At 60.3% G+C, this 23,456-nt stretch carries 18 protein-coding genes and 1 pseudogene; 11 read left to right on the plus strand and 8 right to left on the minus strand.

Annotation, left to right across the window (positions count from 1 at the left end; all coding sequences use genetic code 11):
* Nucleotides 1–303: 303 nt before the first annotated feature.
* Nucleotides 304–1,520 (plus strand): annotated as a pseudogene (locus ABRP88_RS04800) (IS110 family RNA-guided transposase).
* Nucleotides 1,521–1,849: 329 nt separating this feature from the next.
* Here ABRP88_RS04800 and ABRP88_RS04805 read toward each other — a convergent pair.
* Both ABRP88_RS04805 and ABRP88_RS04810 read right to left on the minus strand, forming a co-directional pair.
* Nucleotides 1,850–3,304 (minus strand): glyceraldehyde-3-phosphate dehydrogenase, encoded by a 1,455-nt coding sequence (locus tag ABRP88_RS04805; protein WP_349836416.1) that lies wholly within the window; start codon nt 3,302–3,304, stop codon nt 1,850–1,852.
* A gap of 63 nt (nt 3,305–3,367) precedes the next feature.
* A complete protein-coding gene (locus ABRP88_RS04810; protein WP_349836417.1) occupies nt 3,368–4,363 on the minus strand; it encodes a nitronate monooxygenase in 996 nt (331 codons plus the stop codon).
* A gap of 35 nt (nt 4,364–4,398) precedes the next feature.
* Between ABRP88_RS04810 and pth the strand changes: the two genes are divergently transcribed.
* Entirely contained in the window at nt 4,399–5,046 is a 648-nt protein-coding gene (pth, locus tag ABRP88_RS04815) for an aminoacyl-tRNA hydrolase (protein WP_349836418.1), read from the plus strand.
* On the opposite strand, the gene ABRP88_RS04820 is transcribed toward pth, so the two are convergent.
* A complete protein-coding gene (locus ABRP88_RS04820) occupies nt 5,043–5,735 on the minus strand; it encodes a potassium channel family protein (protein ID WP_349836420.1) in 693 nt (230 codons plus the stop codon). The two genes, pth and ABRP88_RS04820, sit on opposite strands and share 4 nt — an antisense overlap.
* Nucleotides 5,728–7,080 carry a TrkH family potassium uptake protein gene (locus tag ABRP88_RS04825; RefSeq protein ID WP_349836422.1) on the minus strand — a complete coding sequence of 451 codons (1,353 nt, stop codon included), beginning with the start codon at nt 7,078–7,080 and terminating at the stop codon, nt 5,728–5,730. The genes ABRP88_RS04820 and ABRP88_RS04825 overlap by 8 nt, the downstream gene beginning before the upstream one ends.
* 117 nt (nt 7,081–7,197) lie before the next feature.
* Between ABRP88_RS04825 and ABRP88_RS04830 the strand changes: the two genes are divergently transcribed.
* Both ABRP88_RS04830 and ABRP88_RS04835 read left to right on the plus strand, forming a co-directional pair.
* On the plus strand, nt 7,198–8,034 hold the full coding sequence (locus tag ABRP88_RS04830) for an SDR family NAD(P)-dependent oxidoreductase (protein WP_349836424.1): 837 nt from the start codon (nt 7,198–7,200) through the stop codon (nt 8,032–8,034).
* A 24-nt stretch (nt 8,035–8,058) separates the two neighbouring features.
* Nucleotides 8,059–9,693 carry a peptide chain release factor 3 gene (locus tag ABRP88_RS04835; RefSeq protein WP_284771081.1) on the plus strand — a complete coding sequence of 545 codons (1,635 nt, stop codon included), beginning with the start codon at nt 8,059–8,061 and terminating at the stop codon, nt 9,691–9,693.
* A gap of 16 nt (nt 9,694–9,709) precedes the next feature.
* Here ABRP88_RS04835 and ABRP88_RS04840 read toward each other — a convergent pair whose 3' ends face one another.
* The gene (locus ABRP88_RS04840) at nt 9,710–11,272 is read right to left on the minus strand and encodes an aspartate-alanine antiporter-like transporter (RefSeq protein WP_284851813.1); all 1,563 of its coding nucleotides are present in this window, start codon (nt 11,270–11,272) and stop codon (nt 9,710–9,712) included.
* Between the two features lie 153 nt (nt 11,273–11,425).
* A complete protein-coding gene (locus ABRP88_RS04845) occupies nt 11,426–12,295 on the minus strand; it encodes a patatin-like phospholipase family protein (protein ID WP_284852446.1) in 870 nt (289 codons plus the stop codon).
* Nucleotides 12,296–12,370: 75 nt separating this feature from the next.
* On the opposite strand from ABRP88_RS04845, the gene ABRP88_RS04850 reads away from it, so the two are divergent.
* Complete coding sequence (locus ABRP88_RS04850) at nt 12,371–12,769, plus strand: hypothetical protein (RefSeq protein WP_349836426.1); 399 nt, start codon at nt 12,371–12,373, stop codon at nt 12,767–12,769.
* Nucleotides 12,769–13,308, plus strand: coding sequence for a gamma carbonic anhydrase family protein (locus tag ABRP88_RS04855; protein ID WP_284783377.1), 540 nt, complete (start codon nt 12,769–12,771; stop codon nt 13,306–13,308). Before ABRP88_RS04850 ends, ABRP88_RS04855 begins: the two co-directional genes overlap by 1 nt.
* A gap of 7 nt (nt 13,309–13,315) precedes the next feature.
* On the opposite strand, the gene ABRP88_RS04860 is transcribed toward ABRP88_RS04855, so the two are convergent.
* Nucleotides 13,316–13,969 (minus strand): hypothetical protein, encoded by a 654-nt coding sequence (locus ABRP88_RS04860; protein ID WP_284783375.1) that lies wholly within the window; start codon nt 13,967–13,969, stop codon nt 13,316–13,318.
* A gap of 183 nt (nt 13,970–14,152) precedes the next feature.
* Here ABRP88_RS04860 and ABRP88_RS04865 point away from each other — a divergent pair, with 183 nt between their 5' ends.
* Genes ABRP88_RS04865 through ABRP88_RS04875 form a run of 3 tightly spaced genes read left to right on the plus strand, consistent with a single transcriptional unit; the run spans nt 14,153 to nt 18,342 of the window.
* Entirely contained in the window at nt 14,153–16,531 is a 2,379-nt protein-coding gene (locus ABRP88_RS04865; protein ID WP_349836428.1) for an MMPL family transporter, read from the plus strand.
* The gene (locus ABRP88_RS04870; RefSeq protein WP_349836430.1) at nt 16,524–17,123 is read left to right on the plus strand and encodes a TetR/AcrR family transcriptional regulator; all 600 of its coding nucleotides are present in this window, start codon (nt 16,524–16,526) and stop codon (nt 17,121–17,123) included. The genes ABRP88_RS04865 and ABRP88_RS04870 overlap by 8 nt, the downstream gene beginning before the upstream one ends.
* 25 nt (nt 17,124–17,148) lie before the next feature.
* Entirely contained in the window at nt 17,149–18,342 is a 1,194-nt protein-coding gene (locus tag ABRP88_RS04875) for a DUF6882 domain-containing protein (protein ID WP_349836431.1), read from the plus strand.
* Here ABRP88_RS04875 and ABRP88_RS04880 read toward each other — a convergent pair.
* Entirely contained in the window at nt 18,332–19,366 is a 1,035-nt protein-coding gene (locus ABRP88_RS04880) for a 3-hydroxyisobutyryl-CoA hydrolase (protein ID WP_349836432.1), read from the minus strand. The genes ABRP88_RS04875 and ABRP88_RS04880 overlap by 11 nt on opposite strands.
* Before the next feature lie 68 nt (nt 19,367–19,434).
* On the opposite strand from ABRP88_RS04880, the gene ABRP88_RS04885 reads away from it, so the two are divergent.
* Both ABRP88_RS04885 and ABRP88_RS04890 read left to right on the plus strand, forming a co-directional pair.
* Nucleotides 19,435–20,226, plus strand: a complete 792-nt coding sequence (locus ABRP88_RS04885; RefSeq protein WP_296088403.1) for an HAD family hydrolase — start codon at nt 19,435–19,437, stop codon at nt 20,224–20,226.
* A gap of 144 nt (nt 20,227–20,370) precedes the next feature.
* Nucleotides 20,371–23,433, plus strand: a complete 3,063-nt coding sequence (locus ABRP88_RS04890) for an acyltransferase family protein (protein WP_349836433.1) — start codon at nt 20,371–20,373, stop codon at nt 23,431–23,433.
* The last annotated feature ends 23 nt before the right edge of the window (nt 23,434–23,456 follow it).

Raw genomic sequence — 23,456 nt, forward strand, 5'->3', positions numbered from 1 at the left:
AACACCACCTGAACCAGTATTAGGTTAGGCAATGCTTATCGCATTACGCAAGGATCAATTTACTGACCTTAACCCCCTCACCCCCCGTTACCGTGATGGTGCCCCTCACGGGGCGCGGTCACCGGGCCCGGTATGGCTTATCTGCGTGAACATTTCCATAATCCGGGGTGTTGCCACCGGACACCGGGGACAACCGCTGACAGCTAATAGGGACACGGACCAAACAGAGGTCTCGTCGTAACGTGGGTGCCTGCAACGGATGTCCAAGACACCGGCGACCAGCCGCAACAGAAGGACACCACCATGGAACCGTCCACAACACCCGAAATCATCATCGGCCTCGACGTCGGCAAAACCGGCCACCATGCCTGCGCGCTGACCAACACCGGCGAGAGAATTTACGACAAACCACTACCCCAAGACGAAGCCGCACGGCGCGAAATCTTCGCGTCCATGCAAGCCCACGGCAGCGTTCTCATGGTCATCGATCAACCCAACACGATCGGCGCCCTGCCCATCGCCGTGGCCCGCGACTGCGGTTGCACGGTCGGAGACCTCCCCGACCTAGCCATGCGAAAAGCAGCCGATCTCTACCCTGGACGATCAAAAACCGCCGCCGGAATGCATTCATCATCGCCGACACCGCCCGCACCATGCCGCACACACTGCGGGCAGTCGACCGCGACGACGAGACACTAGCAGCGCTGAAGATGCTCGCCGGATTCCACGACGACATCGCCAAAGACGCCACCCGAACGAAAAACCGCCTTCGCAGCGTGCTCACACAGATTCACCCCGCACTCGAGCGCGTCTTTGCAGGCGAGATTCTCTCGCGCACGCTGGTGCTGGACTCGCTCATCCACTACGAAGGTCCGACAAAACTGGCCGCCGCAGGTCGAGGCCGGGTCCTGAAGTGGATGCGCAACCGCGCCAAGAAGGATCCTGCTTCCCTGGTTGACGCAATTTTCGCCGCCCTTGCCGAGCAAACTGTCACGGTACCCGGCACTGCGGCAGCAGAATTGGTCATTCCCCAGCTGGCGGCGAACATCAAAGCGCTTCTAGCACAGCGCGACACGATCGCCGGACAAGTCGAGGAGATGCTCGAATCGTTCTCTCTTGCCCAGGTCTTGATGTCGATGCCCGGCGTAGGCATCGAGACCGCCTCTAGCATCTTGTTGTCCATCGGCGATTGCCAGGACTTCGCCGACGCCGCGCACTTGGCCGCTTACGCCGGCATCGCGCCGACCACCCGGCAGTCGGGTACGTCGGTCCGCGGCGAGTTTCCCACCAGGGCTGGCAATAAACAGTTGAAAAACGCGATGTTTCGATCGGCGTGGATCGCGTCGAACTGCCATCCCACATCGCGCGACTACTACCTGCGTAAACGGGCTGAAGGACAGAAACATAATGCCGCAGTGATGTGGCTTGCCCGGAGCCGCTGCAACGTCATCTATGCCCTGTTGACTCGGTGTGAGTTCTTCCGAGAAATCCCTGCTAGAACCATCGCCACGGCTGCGTAGGCCGCTGCGCTGATCACCGCCGGCCCGCACGATGCGGCCCGGCGATCAGTCATGGCTACCCCCCATACGATGTACGTGAAAGTCCCGCCTGACTATTGACAATCCACATAGGGACCCCCACGCGAATCGGGACCGAGTGGCGGCCGACCCCTCGGCCCAACAGCGCCCGGGGCCGCGCAGAACCAGGTCCACCAGCGGTAGGCGATAGCGGCCTCCCGCACCGAAAGCTCCGTCCCCCTCCCCTGCCCTCCCCATCGCCTCACCCCCGTGATTTAGGAGGGGGAAGAGGGCGTTCGAGGGCTCAACAGCTCAAGCCCAGGACCGCCGACTTAGAGCTCGTCGATGTGCTTGCGCTTCGGGTAAACACGCGAGCGAGCACCGGCAATCTCCTCAGCGATGCGAACGACCTGGTTGGAGTAACCGAACTCGTTGTCGTACCAGACGTAGAGCACCAAGTGCTTGCCGGAAGCGATGGTGGCGATACCATCAACGATGCCGACATTGGTATTGCCCACGAAGTCACTGGAGACGACCTCTGGGGAGGCAATGTAGGAAATCTGCTGGCGCAGATCCGAATGCAGGGAGACATTGCGCAGGAAGTCATTGACCTCATCGCGGTCGACCTCTTGCTCCAGCTCTAGGTTAAGCACCGCCATAGACACGTCCGGAGTGGGAACGCGGATGGCGTTACCGGTCAGCTTGCCTTCGAACTCAGGCAGGGCCTTAGCCACAGCCTTGGCGGCACCGGTGGCGGCAAGCACCATGTTCAGGCCAGCGGCGCGGCCACGGCGCTCGCCCTTGTGGTAGTTATCAATGAGGTTTTGGTCATTGGTAAACGAGTGCGCGGTTTCCACGTGGCCGTGCGCCACGCCGTAGCGGTCATTGATCACCTTGAGCACCGGGGTAATGCCGTTGGTGGTGCACGATGCGGCAGAGAGGATCTTATCGTCATCGGTAATGGCGGAATCGTTGATGCCAAAGACGATGTTTTTAATATCGCCCTTGCCCGGTGCGGTCAGCAGCACGCGGGCCACGCCCTTGGCCTTAAGGTGCTGGGACAGGCCTTCCTTATCGCGCCAAACACCGGTGTTATCTACCAGCACGGCGTTGTTGATGCCGTATTCGGTGTAATCAATCGTGGCTGGATCGTTGGCGTAGATCATCTGGATCTTCGTGCCATTGGCCCAGATAACCTGTTCTTCCTCGTCCACGCTGATGGTGCCGTTGAAAGCACCGTGGACAGAATCGCGGCGCAGAAGACTGGCGCGCTTGATGATGTCCCCTTCGCCCTTATTGCGCACCACAATCGCACGCAGGCGCACGCCGCCGTAAGCTGCCTCGCGGGCGACGAGGATGCGGGCAAGGAGGCGGCCGATGCGGCCAAAGCCGTAGAGCACGACATCGGTTGGGTCGATGTCTTCACCGGCACCGACGATTTCCGTGAGTTCATCTTCGAGGTAGCGGCGCAGGTCATCTTCGCCCGACTCTTCAAAGCCCAAGAGGAGGCGCCCGACGTCGATGGATGCGGAGCTTAGGTTCATATCCGCAAGTTCGGACAGGATGGGCAGGGTTTCTGCCGTAGAGAGCTGGCGCTGGGCAATGCGGCGTCCGTAGCGGTGGGACTTAATGATGTCGATATCGGTCTGCCCAACCAACGGGCGGCCGAAGATGGTGGCGACGACGTTGTTATTGCGGTGCAGTTGGTGGATGAGGGGAATCATCTGTTGCGCCAATTCCAGGCGCTCGTTCCAGTCATCATGTCCAATATGTGCGTTCGCAGTCACGAGGCTCCATCCATTTCTATTTCGGGGGTGGCTAGAAATCTTCGCCCCAAATTTTAGCGTGTATCAGTGTTTGTTTTGGCATAGGGAGTCCAGAATGTCTGCGACACTACCCCCGCGGATTTTTGTCGCCGGCTCACCTACGAGGCAGTAGTCTACGGCGGCATCGTGCTGCGCTCGGCGTTCCTTGAGCACGGAATTAAGCATGGGATATACCGGGGGTAAACCGGGGTGGGTGCGGGTGTAGTCGGTCTCTAAGCCGCGCGCATGCCGCCCGGAAAAGGCGCGGGTGGATACGGTGGCCCCTCCGCGCTGGAGAAGCTTGCGGTTGTAGTCACTGGTTCCTGCTTCTTGGCTCAGCAAAAAGGCAGAGCCGCACGATGCGGCGGCCACTCCGGGCAGGCTTAATACCTGGGTTACCTCTCCTGCAGTGCGCAGCCCACCCGCAGCAATCAGCGGGACGTTCGGTGCGACCACGCGGACGGCTTCGTGGACGGCGGCGATGAGATCTGGGAGGGGTCGATCATCGGGAAGCGCGGTGCGGTCCCACGTGCCGCGGTGCCCGCCGGCAGCGGGCCCTTGTACGCACAGCGCGTCCACCCCCAGCGTGGCGGCGGCGCGGGCCTCGTCGGGCGTGGTGACGGTGGTCCAAGCCTCGGCACCCGCGGCGTAGATGCGGGCAAGCTGCTCAGAGTCAAAGGTGCCGAACATGGACCACACGACGCGGGCGCCGCCCTCAAGAGCCAGCTCGAGCTTGTCATGGAAGCCAAAGGAGTAATCGGGATCCGGTAGCGAGGCACCTTCGGCCGCGGCCAGTTCCGCGGCGGCGGCCAACTGTGTGGGAGTTAACGGATCCTGCGGGCAAAACAGGTTCACTCCGAAGGGGATGCCGGCGCAGGCATCAATCTGGCTGCGGGCGGAATCCACGCTGGCAGACCCAAGCCCCAAGGTGCCAAAGGAGCCGGCCTGATGCGCAGCGCGCACCAGATCCACGGTGGTAGGCCCGCCCGCCATGGGCGCTGGTATTACGGTTCGGCGCAAAGATTGAATAACCTGGCTCATAGGAAACTACTGTACCGAGCTAGAAAGGCGCATTCGTGGCAGCTTTGAAAGATTTTATTGCCCGGTTTTTCGGCGGGCCCCCGCAAGCGCAGCAGGGGCTGGATCCGGCCGAGTTAGAAGCAGACTGGCTCATCATTGGCCTGGGCAACCCCGGCGCGAAGTACGCCGCCACGCGCCATAACGTGGGATACATGGCCGTGGACGATGTGCTGGCCCAAGGCGGCGACGTGCTCGAGCCGGTGCGCGGAATGGACCTCGAGGTAGCCCCGCTGTGCTGGGGCGATACCCGCGTCCTGGCAGTGCGCACGACGACGTTTATGAACCTCTCTGGTGATCCGATTGCCCCGCTGGCGCAAGCTTTGGGCATTGCGGCGGACCACATCATCGTCATCCACGACGAACTAGACTTGCCTGCCAATAAGATTCGGCTAAAGCAAGGCGGCAATGAAAATGGGCACAACGGGCTGAAATCGCTGACGCACAACCTGGGCACGCGGGATTATGTGCGCGTGCGCATTGGCATTGCGCGCCCGCCAAAGGGTTCGTCGATTCCGGATTACGTCTTAGCGCCTGTCGATGCCGGCCCCGGCTTCGATACCGCCATTGCGTCCGCCGCCGAAGCCGCCCGGCTCATCGCCACGCAAGGGCTCGTACAAGCCCAAAACCGCATTCATTCGCGCTAAGACTGGGAAAATTTCTCCAGCGCCTGTGGGCTGCCGGCGGCGACGATGAAGTCGGTGGGGGCGAGCTGGGTGGCATCGGCAAGCGGGGCCCAAGCACCCTCCGCCTGGCAGACCGACACCAACTGCACGTGGTGGGTGCGCCAAACCTCGCCCAAATCGAGTGGGCGGCCAGTAACCGAGGAGGGCGCGGCCATCTGCGTCACGCCGTAGTACGGGGCGATCTCAGCAAAGTCGCGGAAGCGCCCGCCCAAGAGGTAGGCCACGCGGCGGCCGGTATCGCGCTCAGGGCGGATGACGTGGTGGGCGCCAATCTGGCGCAGGATGCGCTCGTGGGCCTCCGAATTAGCCTTGGCCCAAATATCTTTGACCCCCAGCTCCACCAAATTGGAGACGGTGAGGATAGACGCCTCCAAGTGCGAGCCGATGCCCACGATGACTCGCTCCACCTCGTCGATGCCCAGCTGGCGCAGCGCCGCCGGATCGGTGGTATCCGCCGAAATGGCCTCGGTTAAATGGGGCGCTCGTTCGCGCACGATCTTCTCATCGGAATCGATGCCGAGGACCTCTACCCCATGACCCATGAGCTCGCTAGCCAGGGAGCAACCAAACCGCCCCAAGCCAATGACGACGACCGAGGCAATGTCGAGGGTGGCGCGGGAGTGGCCCAACGCCTTAAAAATGCTAGCCAATGAAGGGCCTTTCTTCGGGGTAGCTATAGCGGCGACTGAGGTTCTTGGCCGCCAACGCTGCTACCAGGGTGGTTGGACCAACGCGGCCCAGGTACATGATGAAACACAGCACGATTTGTGAGGGTGCGGACAAGCTGGCGGTAATCCCGGTGGATAGGCCCACGGTGGCAAAGGCGGACATGACCTCAAAGGAGACCTGATCGCCGCTAAATTGCGGGTCGAAAAAGCGCAGCGCCGCTACGCCCAAGGTCACCACCAGCACGCCAGCAAAGCTCAATGCTAGCGCCTGTCGGGTCACACTATGGGGAAGGCTGCGGTGGTAGATGGAGGTCTTTTCCTTGCCCAAGAACTCAGCGGCCATGGCGGCCAATAGCACGCACGCCGTGGTGACCTTAATGCCGCCGGCGGTACCGGCCGAGCCGCCGCCGATAAACATCAAGATATCGGTGCCCATGAGCGTCACCGGGTGGACCTCGCCGTAGTCAAAGGTATTAAAACCGGCCGTGCGCGGGGATACGCTGGCAAAGAACGAGTTGAGGAGCTTCTCGCCCCACGCCATCGGTGCCAGTACGCCATTCCACTCCGTCAAGGCAAAAAATATCGTGCCGGCCACAATGAGCACGCCGGTTGCCGCCAGCGTCATCCGCGCGGTAATAGAGATGCGACGCGTCGCCTCCGACCCGCGCCGCAGGTGGCGCATCAATTCCGCCCAGACTGGAAAACCCAGCCCGCCGCCGATGACCGCTCCGGCCAGCGGCATTAGTATCCAGGCATCGCCCACAAACGGCACGAGGTTATCGCCATTGGTGCTAAACCCAGCGTTATTGAACGCCGAAATGGCATGAAAGATGCCCTCCCATAACGCCCGCGGGAAGGAATGCCCGTAGCCCACCATCAGGCGCGCGGTGACCGCCACAGCGATAATGCTTTCTACCACCGCGGTAAAGGCGAAGGTAAAAATCAGGGTGCGGCGGATGCCACCGGCGAGGATGGGCCGGCTTTCATAGGCACCGGTCTTGCGCGCCTTAAAGCTAATCCGGCCGGTTAAAAGCCAACCGGAAAGCGAGGCCAGCGACATAATCCCCAAACCGCCCAGTTGGATAAGGGCCAAGATGACCACTTGCCCGGCTGGACTCCAGAAACTGCCGGTATCAACCACGACCAGCCCGGTCAACGAGACCGCGGAGGTCGCGGTAAAGAGGGCGGATAAAAACGAGGCGCGGGAATCTCCCGCCTCGGCGAACGGCAGCAATAACAAAACCGTTCCTATCAGGATGAGCAGTAGAAACCCGGTGGCGGTTAGCCGCGCTGGTCCCCATTGCCGCAGAAAAAGCAGGCGCTTCACAAGCCGGAAGTATAGACCTGTCCAGCCCCACGCGGAACTGTGCGGCGCGACGCCGCGGACAAATATCACGAACGAATGTCGCGGACGGATGTCGCGTCCATAGCTAGAATCTAGCCTATGACTTCGCCGTACTCCGCTGCTAGGACCATCGTGATCACCGGGGCATCGTCAGGCATTGGTGCCGCAGCCGCCCAGCAGATTCACCGCACCCGCCCGCAGGATGACCTCGTCATCATCGGCCGCAATCCGGACAAGACCAAGGCCGTTGCTAAGGAAGTGGACGGGCAGTATTTCCTCGCCGATTTCGAATCGCTTGCTGAGGTGCGCCAGCTGGCTGATGACCTGCAACAACTCGAGCGCATCGATGCCTTGGGCAATAATGCCGGCGGCATCTTCGATGGCCCTACCATGACCGCTGATGGGTTCGAGCGCACGTGGCAGGTCAATGTCGTCGCACCTTTCCTTTTGACATCTCTGTTGCAAGAAAAGCTGCGCGATAGTAGCGCCACCGTGGTCAATACGGCGTCGTTGGCCAATATGCTGATCTCAAATTTCGATCCGGCAGATCCCAATACGCTGGAGCATTTCAGCCCAGAGCGCGCATACGGCAATGCCAAGCTAGCGGATATCTTGCTCGCCCGCTTTATCGATGCCCACGGCATCAACGCGGTGTCCTTTCACCCAGGCGTTTTAGCCACCGAGTTTGGCAAGTCCTCTAAGGGGCTGACCGGCAAGTTGTACTCCGGGGTCATCGGCAAGGCCTTTGGCACCGCAGAGGCCGGCGGCGAGAACTTGGCCTACTTCCTCACCGGCACCGAGGGCATCCATTTCCAGTCCGGGGAATACTACAATAATAAACGCACGCTGGGCATGCAGCGCCCGATTGCGAAGAATACCTCTGTGGCACACCGCGTCTTTGAGGATCTGGGCCGCCGCCTCAATGTGGAGTGGTAGCGGGAAACCACTAGACTATGGCGCATGAGTTCTGTCGCTTTTGAGGCCTCGCGCCGCCGCACGTTCGCCGTTATCGCCCACCCGGATGCCGGTAAGTCCACGCTGACGGAGGCGCTGGCGCTGCATGCGCACGTGATTAATGAGGCCGGCGCGGTCCACGGCAAGGGCAACCGCAAGTCCACCGTGTCTGACTGGATGGACATGGAGAAAAACCGCGGTATCTCCGTCGCCTCGTCCGCGCTGCAGTTTGAATACGCCCCGGAGGGACACGAGGGCGAGCCTTATATGATCAACCTGGTTGATACCCCAGGTCACGCGGACTTTTCGGAGGATACCTACCGCGTGCTCACCGCGGTAGATGCCGCAGTGATGCTTATCGATGCCGCCAAGGGCCTCGAGCCACAAACCCTCAAGCTCTTCCGCGTTTGTAAGGCGCGCGGGCTGCCCATCGTCACGGTGATCAACAAGTGGGACCGCGTGGGCCGCGAGCCACTCGAGCTCGTTGATGAGATCGTAAACGAAATCCAGTTGCAGCCCACCCCGCTGTACTGGCCGGTGGGCATCGCGGGCGATTTCCGCGGCCTGGCCCACATCAATGATGACGGCGAGGCCGATAACTACATCCACTTCATCCGCACCGCCGGTGGTTCCACCATCGCGCCGGAAGAGCACTACGATCCTGCCGCCGCAGAAGAAAAGGAAGAGGATGTGTGGGAAACCGCGGTAGAGGAAGCCGAGCTGCTTGCTGCCGATGGCGCCCTGCACGATCAAGAACTTTTTGAGCAGTGCGTGACCTCCCCGCTCATCTTCGCCTCGGCCATGCTGAACTTCGGTGTCCACCAGATCCTGGATACCTTGTGTGCCATCGCCCCGGCGCCGCATTCCCGCGAATCCGATCCCAAGGCCGTGGAGGCAGCCACCAGCGCTATCGATGAGGTCCGCGAGGTAGCCGATGACTTCTCCGGCGTCGTCTTCAAGGTGCAGGCGGGCATGGACCAAAAACACCGCGACAACTTGGCGTTTATGCGCGTGGTCTCCGGCGAATTCGAGCGCGGCATGCAGGTCAACCACGCCCAATCCGGCCGCAGTTTTTCCACCAAGTATGCGCTGACGGTCTTTGGCCGCACCCGCGATACCGTGGATACCGCTTACCCAGGCGATATCGTGGGCCTCGTCAACGCGGGCTCGCTAGCACCCGGTGACACCATCTATTCCGGCAAAAAGGTGCAGTTCAAGCCCATGCCCCAATTCGCCCCGGAGGCCTTCCGCATCTTGCGCGCGAAATCGCTGGGCAAGTACAAGGCCTTCCGCAAGGGCTTGGAACAGCTCTCGGCCGAAGGCGTAGTGCAAGTCCTGCGCAACGATGCGCGCGGTGATGCTTCCCCGGTCATGGCGGCGGTCGGCCCCATGCAGTTCGAGGTCATGCAGGCCCGCATGGAATTCGAGTACAACGTCGAAACCGTCACCGAGCCCATCCCCTACTCCGTGGCGCGGCGCACCGATGCCGAATCCGCACCGGAACTCGGCCGCCAGCGCGGCGTGGAGATCTTCACCCGCCAAGACGGCGAGCTTATCGCCCTATTTGGCGATAAGTGGAAGCTCGCCTTCATTGAGAAGGAACACCCAGAGCTGACCATGGAGACCTTGGTCGCGGATTAATAGAGCGGCTGCCCCGTCAGAGCAGCATGACCGGGATGACCACGATCTTCATGAACTGCGCCACCACGATGGTGGAGGTATAGCCGGTAAGTATTCGCGAATCCGAGCTGGCGCCCGTGGCGTAATTGACCACCGCGGGCTGGCCAAAGAGGCCGGAAATTCCGCCGGAGGTGCGGGTTTCGGATTGCCCCATAAAACGGCTGGCCACCGCGAAAATCCCGATGATGATAACGGCGATGATCGCGGCCAGCACCATGGATTTTAGACCCATCCAGGAAAAGGCGGTGGATACAAAGGCCTCGCCGGAGGACAGGCCCACCGAGGCCAAGAAGATGGCAAGCCCCCACTGCTGAAATGCAGTATTAATCGGGGACGGGATCTGCCACGGAATGCGGCTGGTGCGGTGCAGGGCGCCGAGGACTAGGCCGGTGATCAGTGGGCCCAGCGCGAACCCGAGCTCGAAGGACGCACCACCAGGCAGCGGAATCACGATGAGGGAAATCAGGTAGCCGATGGTCAGCCCACCGCCGAGTGCTACCCAATTAAGCTGCGAGTATGCGGTCACGGAATCGCCAAAATAATCGCGAACATCACCCAGGCGGTCATGCTTGACCACGATTTCTAGATCATCGCCGGATTCAAGGTGGGTTTCATTGGTGGCAAGGAATTCCTCATCGCCGCGGCGCACCCGCACAATCCGCGCGCCGTAACGCGAAAAGAGGTTTAACTCCTTGACCTTGCGGCCCTCAATATCCTCATTGGAAATGGCCACGGTCTCATTGACCAGGCGCTTATCCACAAACGGGGTTTGGGGCTGGCGCTTTCCCAGGGCACCCGTAAGCTCCTTAGCCTTTGCCTTGGTCACCAGCACGCGCAGGACATCGCCGCGGTGCAATTCTGGGTTATCGCCCGGCACGTCGATGTCACGGCCGCGGCGGATGGTGGCGATGATGAAATGATCCGCGAATTTCTCGCGCAGCTCGGCATAGGAAATTTCGCGGGTGACCTTAATCGTCCGCGAGCGGAAAATCTTTTCCGCCGAGTGGTCCTGGTCCTTCTGCGCGGGCCAACTATGCCGCAGGATGAATGCCACGAGGAGGATGGCCACGGCCACGCCGACTGGATAGGCCAAGGAATAGCCCACGGCGGGCAGCTCCTCGCCGGATTGCTGCTGGGCCACGGCCAGCGATGCCGTGGACGTCGTCGCGCCGGAGAATACGCCGGTCACCGCCAGCGGCGATAGCCCCATGAGGCTGCCTATGCCCAGCGCCGCAGCCGCCGCGGCTATTACCGCCACCGTGGCGAGCAACATGTGCTTTAGCTGGGTAGAAAAGCCCTTGAAGAAGGCCTCGCCGGCAGAGAGCCCCTGCATATAGATAAAGAGGCCCAAACCCAGCTCCTGCAAGGAACTAAGGATATTGTCATCCAGATCAATAAAGGACCCGAAGGCTAAGCCGACAAAAAGGGTACCCGCCGCGCCGAAGCGCAGCGGGCCAAAGGGAATCATGCCAAAAAGCGTGCCGAGCACGATCATGAAGAAAATGCTCAGCCAAATATTGCCATCAAAAATCGCTAACACGCTGTGCAATCTTAGGAGCTTGGCGCGATTTAGCTAGCTGAAAAACCTTCGCACCTTGCACCGAATACCGCCATTAGTGCAGCGCACGCGATTATCCCTCCTGCTGCCACAAAGAATCAGGAGGGCGATCTCACACCACCGCCCAGAGGTGAGCTAATCCAGTAGGAATTCTTTCCACTTTGGCCACTCGGCATGGGTTTGCGCCTTGCCGGCCTGGTAATTCGCGCGCAACTTATCCACATTGCGCTCGGTAGAGGCCACCTGCATATCTTCCGGGAAAAACAGCTGCGCCTTGCCTTGGCGCTCTAGCTCGAGGAGCCGGTCCTTGGCCGCGTTATAGATGGGTGGGCGGCCAATGAGGGCATCGGCAATAGCGGGGTACTTGCGGAAAATGCGGCGGGTAATCGCCGGGCGCGCTACCTCGGGGCGGACATATCCGCGCGGCTTGGAGCCGATGAAGAGGAATTTCTCGTAGCCGGCCTCTTCCGCTTGCTCGATGGTAATTCCACCGGACGAGCCCAAGGCGCCGTCCACATAGGGCGAGCCATCGATGATGCGGATGGGCATAAGCAGCGGCAGCGTAGAGGAGGCGCGCACCCGCACATACAGATCTTCTGGTTCCTTCACATCATCGCGGGTCCAATACACGGATTCGCCGGTATCGGCCCGCGCGGCGGCGAGGACCATATCCGCTGGGTGCTTGCGGTACGCATCCCAGTCAAAGGGCATATCCTTATCCGCGGAGCGCTCATAGATATATTCCGCATTGAAATAGCCATTGCCGCGCACCAGCGAGCCCACGCCGCCAAAGCTGGGGTTATTGACAAAATCCGTGAAGGATTCCTCCGCGCGCTTGGCATCGTGCGAGAGGTAATTAACCGTGTGGGAGGCGCCGGCAGATACTCCGCCTACCCATCCAAAGGTGACGTTTTCTTGGATGAGTTTGACTATGCAGGCGGCGGTATAGGAATTGCGCATTCCGCCGCCTTCGATAACAAGGGCGGTGTTGCTGGCATCAATCATGGTCTCCCATAATACGCGCGGTAATGTTACGGCGGTCAACCCCGCTTCCTGGCTGCGCGGCTAGACTTAAAGGCTATGGGATTATTGGACGCTCTTGCCAAACTTACCGGGAATGGGGCGCCGCACTTGGCGCGGCCTGATTCCGCCACGACGACCGTGCAGGTGGACCGGCTAGATATTAGGACCGCCGGCCAGCTGATCATCATTATTACCGGCCAGCAGGGCGCGCGGGCCCTTGCTGAGCTCGCCGGTTCGCGCGAGTCCGCGACCCTTATCTCCCCCACCACCACGGCGCATTTCCCCGCCGTGACGAAGGATATGCTGCCGGTGAAAGACCCCAAGCACGGCTGGATCATCCCCATCACGCCGACGCTGGCGAGCGCGCTTTCTCAGGCCGAGCTTGCAGGGGCATCGCTTGCCGATGCCCCCAGCGAGTTCGAGCTGTCCCCCAGCCTCGCGGTGGTGGTGGAATAATGCCTATTTATCCCTTCCAAGGCGCGCGCCCGCGCATCCACCGCAGCGCGTGGATCGCGCCGAATGCCACCATCATTGGTGATGTGGAAATCGGCCCAGATTCTTCCGTATTTTATGGCTGCGTGCTGCGCGGCGATGTTGGCCCCATCCGCATTGGCAGCCGGTGCAATATTCAGGACAATAGCGTTATCCACGTGGAACGGGAGGCACCGTGCACCCTTGAAGACGATGTCACGGTAGGCCACATGGCCATGCTCCACGGCACCCATGTGGGCGCTGGCAGCCTGGTGGGCATGTCCGCTACCCTGCTATCTCGCTCCACCATCGGGCCCGGTTCACTCATCGCCGCCGGCGCGCTGGTGCGCGAGGGCGCGGAAATCCCGGCCCGCTCCTTGGCCGCCGGCGTCCCGGCCACCGTGCGTCGCGAGCTTTCCGCCGAGCAGTCCGCGGCGTTTATCCCACACGCCGCGCGCTACGTGGACCTTGCACAACAGCAATCTGCCTCTGAGCTCGCGCTTGATGATGTCTACTTTGACTAGCGCATCCCTACAGGTTCACGACACCCATGATGATAAGGAAGGCGGCAACTACATAGCCGCTGATGAGTGCTACCCGCGTGCTGTTTTCGCGTGCCGCTGCAAAGACTCGACCAGCAGCTGAGTCTGGGTGGGCGCGCACCACGGCGATGAAAAGGCCGCACACCACCGGCAGGGAAAGCGCCAGGGTGGCGTACCACAGAAGGCCGCCGTATTGGGCGGCGAGCGACAGATCCTCGGTGGCTAAGAACATGAGGCCAAAATAAAACGGCACGGAGGTCAGCGATTGCACCACGCCCATCACGAACCCGATAAGCACGGTGGTGATAGAAGGCCTGCGCAGCGGTTGCAGCATGCGCCCGATCAAGGCATTGGGTTTTCCCTGGGAATGCCAGGCGGCAAAGGCTAGGGCGATGCCGACGATGATGAGGATGCCGCCGGCAATCGGTGACTCCAAAATGGCCGCTATCTGTTCGCGCACGCCCAATAGGACGAACATGACCACGGCCGCGGCGGTAAGAACTCCCAACCAATCGCCCAGGATGACTAGGCCGGCAATCCAGCGGTACTTCCCGCGCGGGAGCATGATGCCGATGGCCACGAGGATGCCAATGAGCAAGGCATTGACCGAATCCAAGAGAGCGAAACTTACCGCATGAATCATGCGCGATAGTCTACCGATCCTTCGCGCCACCCTGCGCACTCTGGGCTGGGCTGGGTTATAGGTCACATTATTGCGCCACTATGCCTACCTGCACCTTATTTTGCACCATTTCCGCAAGATTGCATAGACTATGCAAGGTTTTAGAAGCAGTGCCCATACCTCTCACGCATAAAGGAGCTCACCATGTCCAGATTCCTCTACCGGCTGGGAAGCTGGTCCTACCGAACGGTATGGCCCTTCCTCGCCTTCTGGCTCATCGTCTTGGTGGCGATGGTCGGCCTCACCGCCGGCTTTGCCAAAACCCCGAACCCCAACTTCGCCATGCCAGAGATGGACTCCACCACTACTCAAGAAGAGATGATGGAGCACTTCGATCAAGATACCGATGCCATGAGCGCCCCAGAGGGCACCGTGGTCATCCAGGCCCCTGCGGGCAAGGAGCTGAGCGATGCTGCCGTTGCCGGGGACATCGACAAGCTGCTCCAAGATCTCAAGGACACCGGTGCGCTGAAGAACGAGGATGAGTTGGTCAGCCCGGTCCTCGCCGCCGCTGGCATGGAAAAGCAAATGGGCGAGCAGATGCGGGCCCAAGGCATGCCCGAAGAGCAGGTTGCGAAGAACCTGCAGCAGCTTTCCCCGCTGAGCGAGGATAAGACCACCGGCACCGTCACCATCGCCTTCGATGCCGCTGATGTCATGGACATCAACGATGACGATATGGCTGCGGTAACGGATGTCCTGCACGAGCATGACGGCGAAGGCCTCTCCGTTAAGTACCAGGGCAATGCCTTTGCGATGGCCGAGGCTGGCATGAATGGCAGCGCCGAACTTATCGGCATGGTGGTTGCCGCCATCGTATTGCTGGTGACCTTCGGCTCCTTCGTAGCTGCCGGCATGCCGCTGATTTCCGCCGTCATCGGCGTGGGCATCGGCATCCTCGGCGTACAGCTGGCCACCATCTTTACCGATACCGTCTCCGATATGACCCCGACGCTGGCCTCCATGATCGGCCTTGCCGTGGGCATCGACTACGCCCTGTTCATTGTCAACCGCTTCCGCAATGAGCTCATCACCTCCTCGGGCCTGAATAACCTGACACCAAAGGAACTGGCCAAGGAACTGAAGAAGATGGATAAGGGAACCCGCGCTCACGCCATGGGCATGGCGCTGGGCACCGCCGGCGGCTCCGTCGTCTTCGCCGGTACCACCGTGGTCATCGCCCTGGCGGCCCTGACTATTATCGGCATCCCATTCCTATCCACCATGGCTATCGCCGCCGCGGGCACCGTGGTCATCGCCGTGCTAGTGGCCAATACCTTTATCCCCGCCGTGCTGGGCCTGCTGGGCACCAAGATCTTCGCCGGGCGCGTGCCCGGCCCCAAGGTTCCAGACCCCGAGGACGAGAAGCCAACCATGGGGCTGCGCTGGGTCCGCCGCGTGCGCGCTCACCCGTGGCTGCACCTAGGCGTAGGCGTTATCGTACTTGCCATCCTGGCCATCCCATTTGCGAATATGCGCCTGGCCATGCCTACCGATGGCTCCGCTAAACCCGGCACCCCACAGCGCGAGGCCTACGAGATGTCCGAGGAGGCCTTTGGTCCAGGCCGCAATGCCCCGATGATCGCCTTCGTCAATGTGGAAGACGTCTCCGAACAAGACCGCATGCCGGCCTTCCAGGATCTGCTCCACAAGTTCAACGACACCGAGGGCGTGGATAACGCCCAAATCATCCAAACCACGGACAATGGCGATGCCGCCCAGATCATGATCACGCCGACCACCGGCGCAACCGATGAGAAAACCACCGAGACCTTGGAGCGCCTGCGCGAGTACCAGGGCGAATTTTCTAAGGACGGCGGCTCCTACGGCATTACCGGTATCACCCCGATCTTCGACGATATTTCTGAGCGTCTGAGTAGCGTGCTCGTACCGTATGTGGCCATCGTCTTGGGCCTTGCCTTCATCGTCTTAATGCTGGTCTTCCGCTCCATTTGGGTTCCACTCATTGCCGCCGCGGGCTACGGGCTTTCCGTGGCCGCCACCTTCGGCATCACCGTTGGCATCTGGCAAGAGGGTATGTTCGGCCTCGTCAACGACCCGCAGCCGCTGCTATCCTTCCTGCCCATCATGCTCATCGGCCTAACCTTTGGCCTGGCCATGGACTACCAGGTCTTCTTGATCACCCGCATGCGCGAGGGCTACGTCAGCGGCAAGACCGCCGCCAACGCAACCTCGAATGGCTTTAAGCACGGCGCGCGCGTGGTCACGGCCGCAGCGCTCATCATGATTTCGGTCTTCGCGGCATTCATCCTGATGGACGAGCCATTCATTAAGACCATGGGCTTCGCCCTGGCAATGGGCGTGCTTATCGATGCCTTCGTTATCCGCATGATGGTCATCCCCGCCACCATGTTCCTCTTGGGAGACAAGGCGTGGTGGTTCCCTAAGTGGTTGAATAAGACCGTGCCTAATATGGATATCGAGGGCGAGGCCCTGCACAAGGAGCGCGAGGCACTCATGCGCTTTCAGCACGACAAGGTAGGAAAGGTTCATCGTGACTAGTTTGCGCGAATCCAAGAAGCGAGCAACGCGGCAGGCCATGTCTGATGCCGCGGCCCGCCTCGCCTTGGACGGCGGCGCTGAGGCAGTCACGGTCTCCAATATCACCAGCGCCGTCGGGGTTTCCCCGCGCACGTTCCATAATTATTTTTCTTCCGTGGCGGATTCCCTCTTGCACTACACCGCGGATGTCCTCGAGGCATTCGCAGAGGACATTCCCACCACATTTCCCGGCGAGCCCATCTCTACTGTCTTGGAATACACGCTCATTGATGCCCTGGACAATGAGGACATGGAGCTGCGCTCGCTGCACAGCCTGTTCAAGATCGGCGAGGCGATGGAAAACCTCAGCCACACCGCCGAGGAAAAGAAGAAATTCGATAGCGTCACGCACCGTGTCGTCGTTGCCTTTCAAGAGCGCTACCCCGAATATTCGGCCTTCGAGCTCACCATCATCTTGACCGCGTGCGGCAGCACCGGCAATGCCTGCCAGCAAGAGCTGAAAAGGCGCTGCGAATTGGGCAGGTCCCCCAGCAAAAGGGAACGCGATGAGCTGGTCCACCACGCCTTTGCCACCCTGCGCGGCCTCGTATGAGGTTTCAGTATCCTCGTAGGTAATTATGGATACTTCGAATTCGCTTGCCCAGGCCACCCGCGATGCCTACTTTATTCAGTCGGGCCTTGATGCCGCCTTCCGGGCCCGCTTGGGCGATACCACCGACGTGGAATTTAATTTCCTCACCCCCTCAACGGATTCCGAGGGGCGCCTTAACCACAATCAGCCCGTGGAGATTCGCTGCAGCTCTCCCTCCGGTGTCAAAGACTTCCGGGGCACGCGCATCGCCGTCATCGATCGCGCCGATTCGCCTACCTGGCAGTGGGCGATGCAGGCGGAGGCCGAGCTGCCGCAGGGCGGGGATGACCCGGCGAAGTTCATCCCCCTCGCTCGCCTCTTGGCCGGCAATGCCCCGGTACTGCGGGCACAACAAGGCGATCATGAGGCGATTATTGCTGTGGATTTTCACCCTCGCCTCGACTTTCCCACCAGCGTTGCAGCAGGCATTCGCCGCAGCGCGCCGGACATTGATGAGCAACGCGCGGTGCACGAACTCGCCCACCACTTAGGCATCACGGCAGCAGAGGTCGGCGCGGAATCTGCCGCGGACTCCACTGCGGAGTCCGTCGAGCATTATTCCGATGGAACGACGCTGCATTTTTCTAGCGCAGTGGGCTCGCCGCAGATCACCGCCATCGAGCCGGGCATGAAGGATACCCGCATCATCGAGGATGCCTTTTATTACGGCATGGAGCACCAGATGTACTTCCAGGGCAATTTCCCCGAGGCCACGGTGCACGTCAATGCGGACGTGGCCACGGCGGAGATCCGCTATTCTGGCGGGAAGGCCGAGGCCACGGCGGTACTCATCGCCACCATTTCGGAGGAGCGATTCCTGTGGGCGTGGGCCGATCCCGCGGTCAAGGACACCGCAGCCGCGCAGGCTGCCGCGAACCTGTACCGCTTCGGCATCGATCACCAGGTACCGGCGCTAATCCGGCCCGCGCTACCGCTGGACTATGCGCGCGCCCGGCAGATACCCCAGCTAGCCCTGCCCATCCTGGGCATGTGGACTTTGGTGGGCACCACGCTTGCCGATGGCCGCGTCGGCCTCGTCCTCCTCGATTCCGAAGCGCTGCATTTGCCGCAGCCCACATCCGCGGCCACGGAGGCAACGCTGGCGGCTACCCCACCCCGAGAGATCAATGAGGCGCGGGCCCGAGCAGCCTACGCCTCCTTCCGCGGGATTAATCTTTAGCTAATACATCGCGAATGGCGTCTACATCCACATCCGCGACGCTTGCCGGTTTGAACGCCGCATCATTGGATTTATCCACCAATACCGCGCGCACGCCATCGGAAAAGTCATCGCGGCGATACATATAGGCGCCGAGTTTCTTTTCCAGCTCAAGGGCCTCGCGAATGCTCGAGCATTTCGCCTCTGCTCGGTAGAGCTCCAGCGCGGCCACGATGGAGGTCGGGCAGGCCTGCGCGGTGAGCTTTTCTACCAGCTCCTTCAGTTCTGGGTACTCCTCTGCGGCAGCGGTGATGTCCTGCCAGGAATCGTGGCGGAAGCTAGCCTCGATCCCTTCGATGAGCTCCGCAAGCGGGGCCTCATCTTCCGGCTGCACGGAGTGCTGTTCCAGCGCGGCGTCAATGCCTTTGTCAATGACGTCGTTGGCAAAGGCATCGCCGTCTTTTACGTAGTCAGTGGCCAGCCCGCTCCACACGAGGTCTGCGGCGTACATGCGGTAGCCGGTAATACCCCAGAACTTCGCGAGCTCTGGCGAGGCCTTACCGCGCGTGCCTACGGCGTTTTGGGAGGCATACGCCATGCCCACATCCGTGACGTAACCAATATTCATCTCCGGCATGGAGGCGAAAGTCTTATCCGTGACCACGCAGTGCGAGCCGTGCGCGGAGACACCAAGACCGCCGCCCATAGCGATGCCATCCACCAGCGCGATGACCGGCTTGGGGTATTCCGCGATATCCCCGTTGAGGGTGTATTCCGAGGCAAAGAAGTCATCCACCTCGTCGTATTTGCCGTCCACGATGCCGTCGCGGGCCAAGCGGACATCGCCGCCGGCGCAATAAGCCTTGGGGTTGGTAGAGGTCAAAAGGACCTGCTCTACCTCGTCATCATCACGCCACTTATCCAAAGCGGCGGCAATGAGATCGATCATTTCTGGGCTCAGGGAGTTGAGAGCCTTTGGGCGGTTGAGCTCAATGACTCCGGTATGGTTGCGGATTGAGGACACGATAGGTGCATCATTAGTCATATCCCCTATTGTGACACACAACTCATATACCTAGCTACCGTTTGCGACTTCACAGATAGGTCTTAATTTTGCTTCCACAGCTTATCGCCCTAGACATGGACGGCACCCTGCTCGATGGAAACGGCGACTTGCCGCCAGGATTCGCGGAGACTAGCCAGCGCGCAACCGAGCTTGGCGTCACCCTCGTTCCGGCATCGGGGCGCCAGCTCGCCACCCTGCAAGAGATGTTTCCTCATGAAGAGACCTTTATTGCGGAAAATGGCTCCGTGGTTGTGCACAATAACGAGCTGCTGAGCACTACGCCCCTGCCGTCATCGGCCGTCCACGCTGCGGTGAGAGCGCTCGACGCGGTAGCCCAACCCCACACCGTGGTGCTGTGCACGCCGGCAACGGCGTTTGTGGAAACGGGCATCGACGGCCAAGCCTCCGCCGAAATTTCCAAGTACTATAAATCCATCACCTGGGTGGATAACCTGCACGATCTGCTCGATGAGGACATTATCAAAATCGCGGCCTTCTGCGCCGATGGCAGCGAGAAACACCTCCACGATCCGCTGCGCGAGGCCGTGCCCGAGCACAATATTGCGGTATCTGGGGCAGTGTGGCTCGATGTGATGGCGGCCGGGGTCAATAAGGGGGTGGCGCTAGAAACCATGGCATCGCTGCTGGGTATCCCCCAATCTCGCACCGCGGCGTTTGGGGATTTCCTCAATGATTTCGAACTCCTCCAAGCCGCTGGCACCGCCATTGCCATGGACAATGCGCATCCTAAGCTCAAAGCCATTGCCGATACAATCGCCCCGCCCAATACCGAGTATGGGGTGCTGACAGTGCTGAATCAGCTTTTTGCCAGCCAATAGGATTAGACTCTTTTCTTTCACCATCTATCCGTAAAATATTGCCAATTTCCCGCGCCACGCCGTGCTCTCTACTTTGGGTAATGGCGCTGCTCGCGGTCTAAAATTGGCCGATTAGTACATTTTCGTAGTGCAATGGGAGTTCATGTGAATCGTTTTCTGCGCTCGCTGCTGGGGAAGAAAGATTCCGAGCGTAATGAGGCCACGCCGCCTTCGACGCGGCAAAAGGATGGGCCTACAGGTGATTCCTCCACTGAGGCTTCTACGCCTAAATCCACCGCACCCGCCGAACCGAATGCGGAAAGCCACACTGATAAAGGCGCGCGGAAGCAACAACAGGCTCCCCGCTCGAGTGGGCAAAACAGCAAGTCAACACCACAGGACAAAGGCAAGCAGGACAGTAAGAAAGCTGCACAAACAAAGCCTACGGACATCAACCGTGGTCTCGCGCGCCAGTCGCGCCAGATAGGTACGCCCACGCCGCAACAAAAGCAGGCAACTCGCACCCAAAATGCGAAGGCTGCCAAATCCGCTCCAACTAAGGGCACTACCCAAAACAAGCAAAACGGTTCCGCGCAGAAAAAGGCCGAAGCGAAAAAACGCCAACCGGTAAAGCCAGCCACGGCCAAAGGATCTAAGAAACCGCAGCAACCCGCGGCCGAGACGAAGGAATTCCCAGCGAGCCCCGGCGGTACGTCCAGCAGTCCTAGTACTTCCCGCCCTAAAAACTCCGCTAGCGCATCCCAGTCTTCCGGTACTACTCGGTCCTCCGACGCCGCTCGTCCTTCGGGTACGACTAAGCCTTCTGGCCCTGCAAAGCCTGCCGATGATTCGGCGAACGCCGCACAAGGAACCCCTGAATTTCCCACCCAGCAGTCTTGGCCCGCCCAAAAGCCCAAACAACACACGCCTGAGCAAGCTAAGTCCAAACAGCACAAGCCTGAACAGCGCGCATCTAGTCACAAGCGACCAGAGCAGCGCCAAACCGCACAAGAATCCGCCGCGGCACAGGGCCCCGCCTCCGTCCAGGAGCCTGCCTCTATCCAGGGGTCCGCCTCTGCGCAAGAACAAAAGCCTGGGAACCCAAGCGGAGAGAAGACCGCGCCCACGAAGGCCTTTCAGGCTAAGCGCCCTGCCGAAGAGAACGCGCGGGAACAACAACCTGCAGCCAATCACTCTGCGGAGCAGTCGTCTGCGCAAGGCAAGCAGGGCGCCAATAAATCGAAATACCCCTTGCAGAATCAACAAAACGACTCTGAAGTACTTGCAATACCGCCAGAGGATAAAAACGTGCGCAAGAAGCGGCACGCGCGGCTACGCCAAGTCAAAGGCCTCGATGGCCTGCGCGGCCTAGCCGTTCTCGCCGTTGTCTTTTACCACTTTTTCGACGACGCCCTACCCGGCGGTTACTTGGGCGTGGACATGTTCTTCGTCCTCTCAGGATTCCTTATTACGTCACTCCTCGTGCGCGAATACCGCACGTCCGGGACGATTAGCCTGAAAGACTTTTGGGTCCGACGCTTTAGGCGCATCCTGCCGGCCGCCGTCGCCGTGCTCGTTTTCTGTACGGCAATCGTTGCGTGGGTTGGCGGCGATTTGGCGGTCGGCCTGCGTCAGCAATTCTTCGGCACCCTGTTCTTTGTCAATAACTGGACGCAGATTGCGACCTCGCAATCCTATTTCGCCGATAACGAGATCCAGGTATTCGCCCACTACTGGTCACTCGCCGTAGAAGAGCAGTTCTACCTCATCTGGCCACTGCTCATGCTGGGTATTTTCCGCATCTCGTCACGCCAGCCGCGCCGCCTTCCGGTCGTCGTCGCCAGCGTGCTGGGGCTTGCCTCCTTCGCAGCCATGTGGTTTATCTTCACGCCAGGTGAAGACCCCACCCGCGTGTACTACGGCACGGATACCCACGCATTCGGCCTGTTGACCGGCGCTGTCCTCTCCTTGTTGGTGACCTCTACGAAGTCCGATCCCAACGCGGATTCTTGGGCCACCTCCGGCAAGGTAGAAACCCGCGCCGCCGGCATCATTGGCTTCTTGGCGCTCATCGGCTATGTCGCGCAGCTATTCCTCATGCCTGACGATGCCGAATTTACCTACCGCGGCGGGCTCTTTATCACCAGCATCCTTGGTGCCCTCATGGTGTGGGGTGTCATCCACGAGTACGGCCCGATGACGCCGCTGTTTAGGACGAAGGTCAGTCGGTGGTTGGGTCAGCGTTCCTTCTCGCTGTACCTGTGGCACTGGCCAGTCATCATGATTTTGGAGGCGCTATTCCACGGCAATCAGAATTCTGAGAATACTTGGATTCTGGGTCTTGTCGCCGTCCCCATCTCCCTGATCCTTTCGGAGATCTCTTATCAATTCATCGAGAATCCTTTCCGCCGCGGCGGATACAAGAAGACGTGGAAGAACTACTGGGCCTCGCGCCCGAGCTTCAGCGAACTCAAGGATGGTTTTGGCAAGGCCATGTGGCCTGTCGTCCCGTTCTTGGTCGTCGCCTCTCTGGTGGGCGTTGTGTACGGCGTAGTTAATTCCAGCGACAAGACCGAATTGGAGCAGCAGCTCGACCAGCTCCAGCAGCAAAACGAAAGCAATAACCCACCTCCACCGGAGGCATCCGCTCCGTCAACAACATCGACTGAAGACGATAAAGACGAAGCAAAGGATGACGCCAAGACCCGCCCCATCCCGAAGGGGACAGATATTACCGCGATCGGTGATTCGGTGATGCTGGCGGCTAGCGATGCCCTCAGCCAACAGTTCCCTGGCATTTATATCGATGCCCAGGAATCCCGCCACTACACGGTGGGTATCCAAATCCTTCAACAAATGAAGGACGCCGGCACGTTGCGTGATACCGTATTCTTGGGCTTCGGCACCAACGGCGCCGCCCAGCCAAATCAAATCAGCCAGGCCATGGACATCATCGGCAAGGACCATACCGTGGTAATGGTTGTTCCCTACGGTGATCGCGAGTGGATGGCGCAGTCCCAGCAGGACGTCATCGACGCCGCCAAGGAATACGACAATGCCTATATCGCCGACTGGTGTGGCTATGCCGAAAATAATCCGGACATGCTCTACTCCGATGGCGTGCACCCGCTTCCCGAAGGCGCCACCGGCTATTCCGACGCCTTCTATGACGCTTTGAAGCAATATTCCAAATACGACAAGAGCGTATCCTCACAATGCCAGGCTTAACGGAGAGCGCGGCCGGAGGTAGC

Source organism: Corynebacterium sp. KPL2734 (genome assembly GCF_040225595.1).
Classification (GTDB): Bacteria; Actinomycetota; Actinomycetes; order Mycobacteriales; family Mycobacteriaceae; genus Corynebacterium; species Corynebacterium rhinophilum.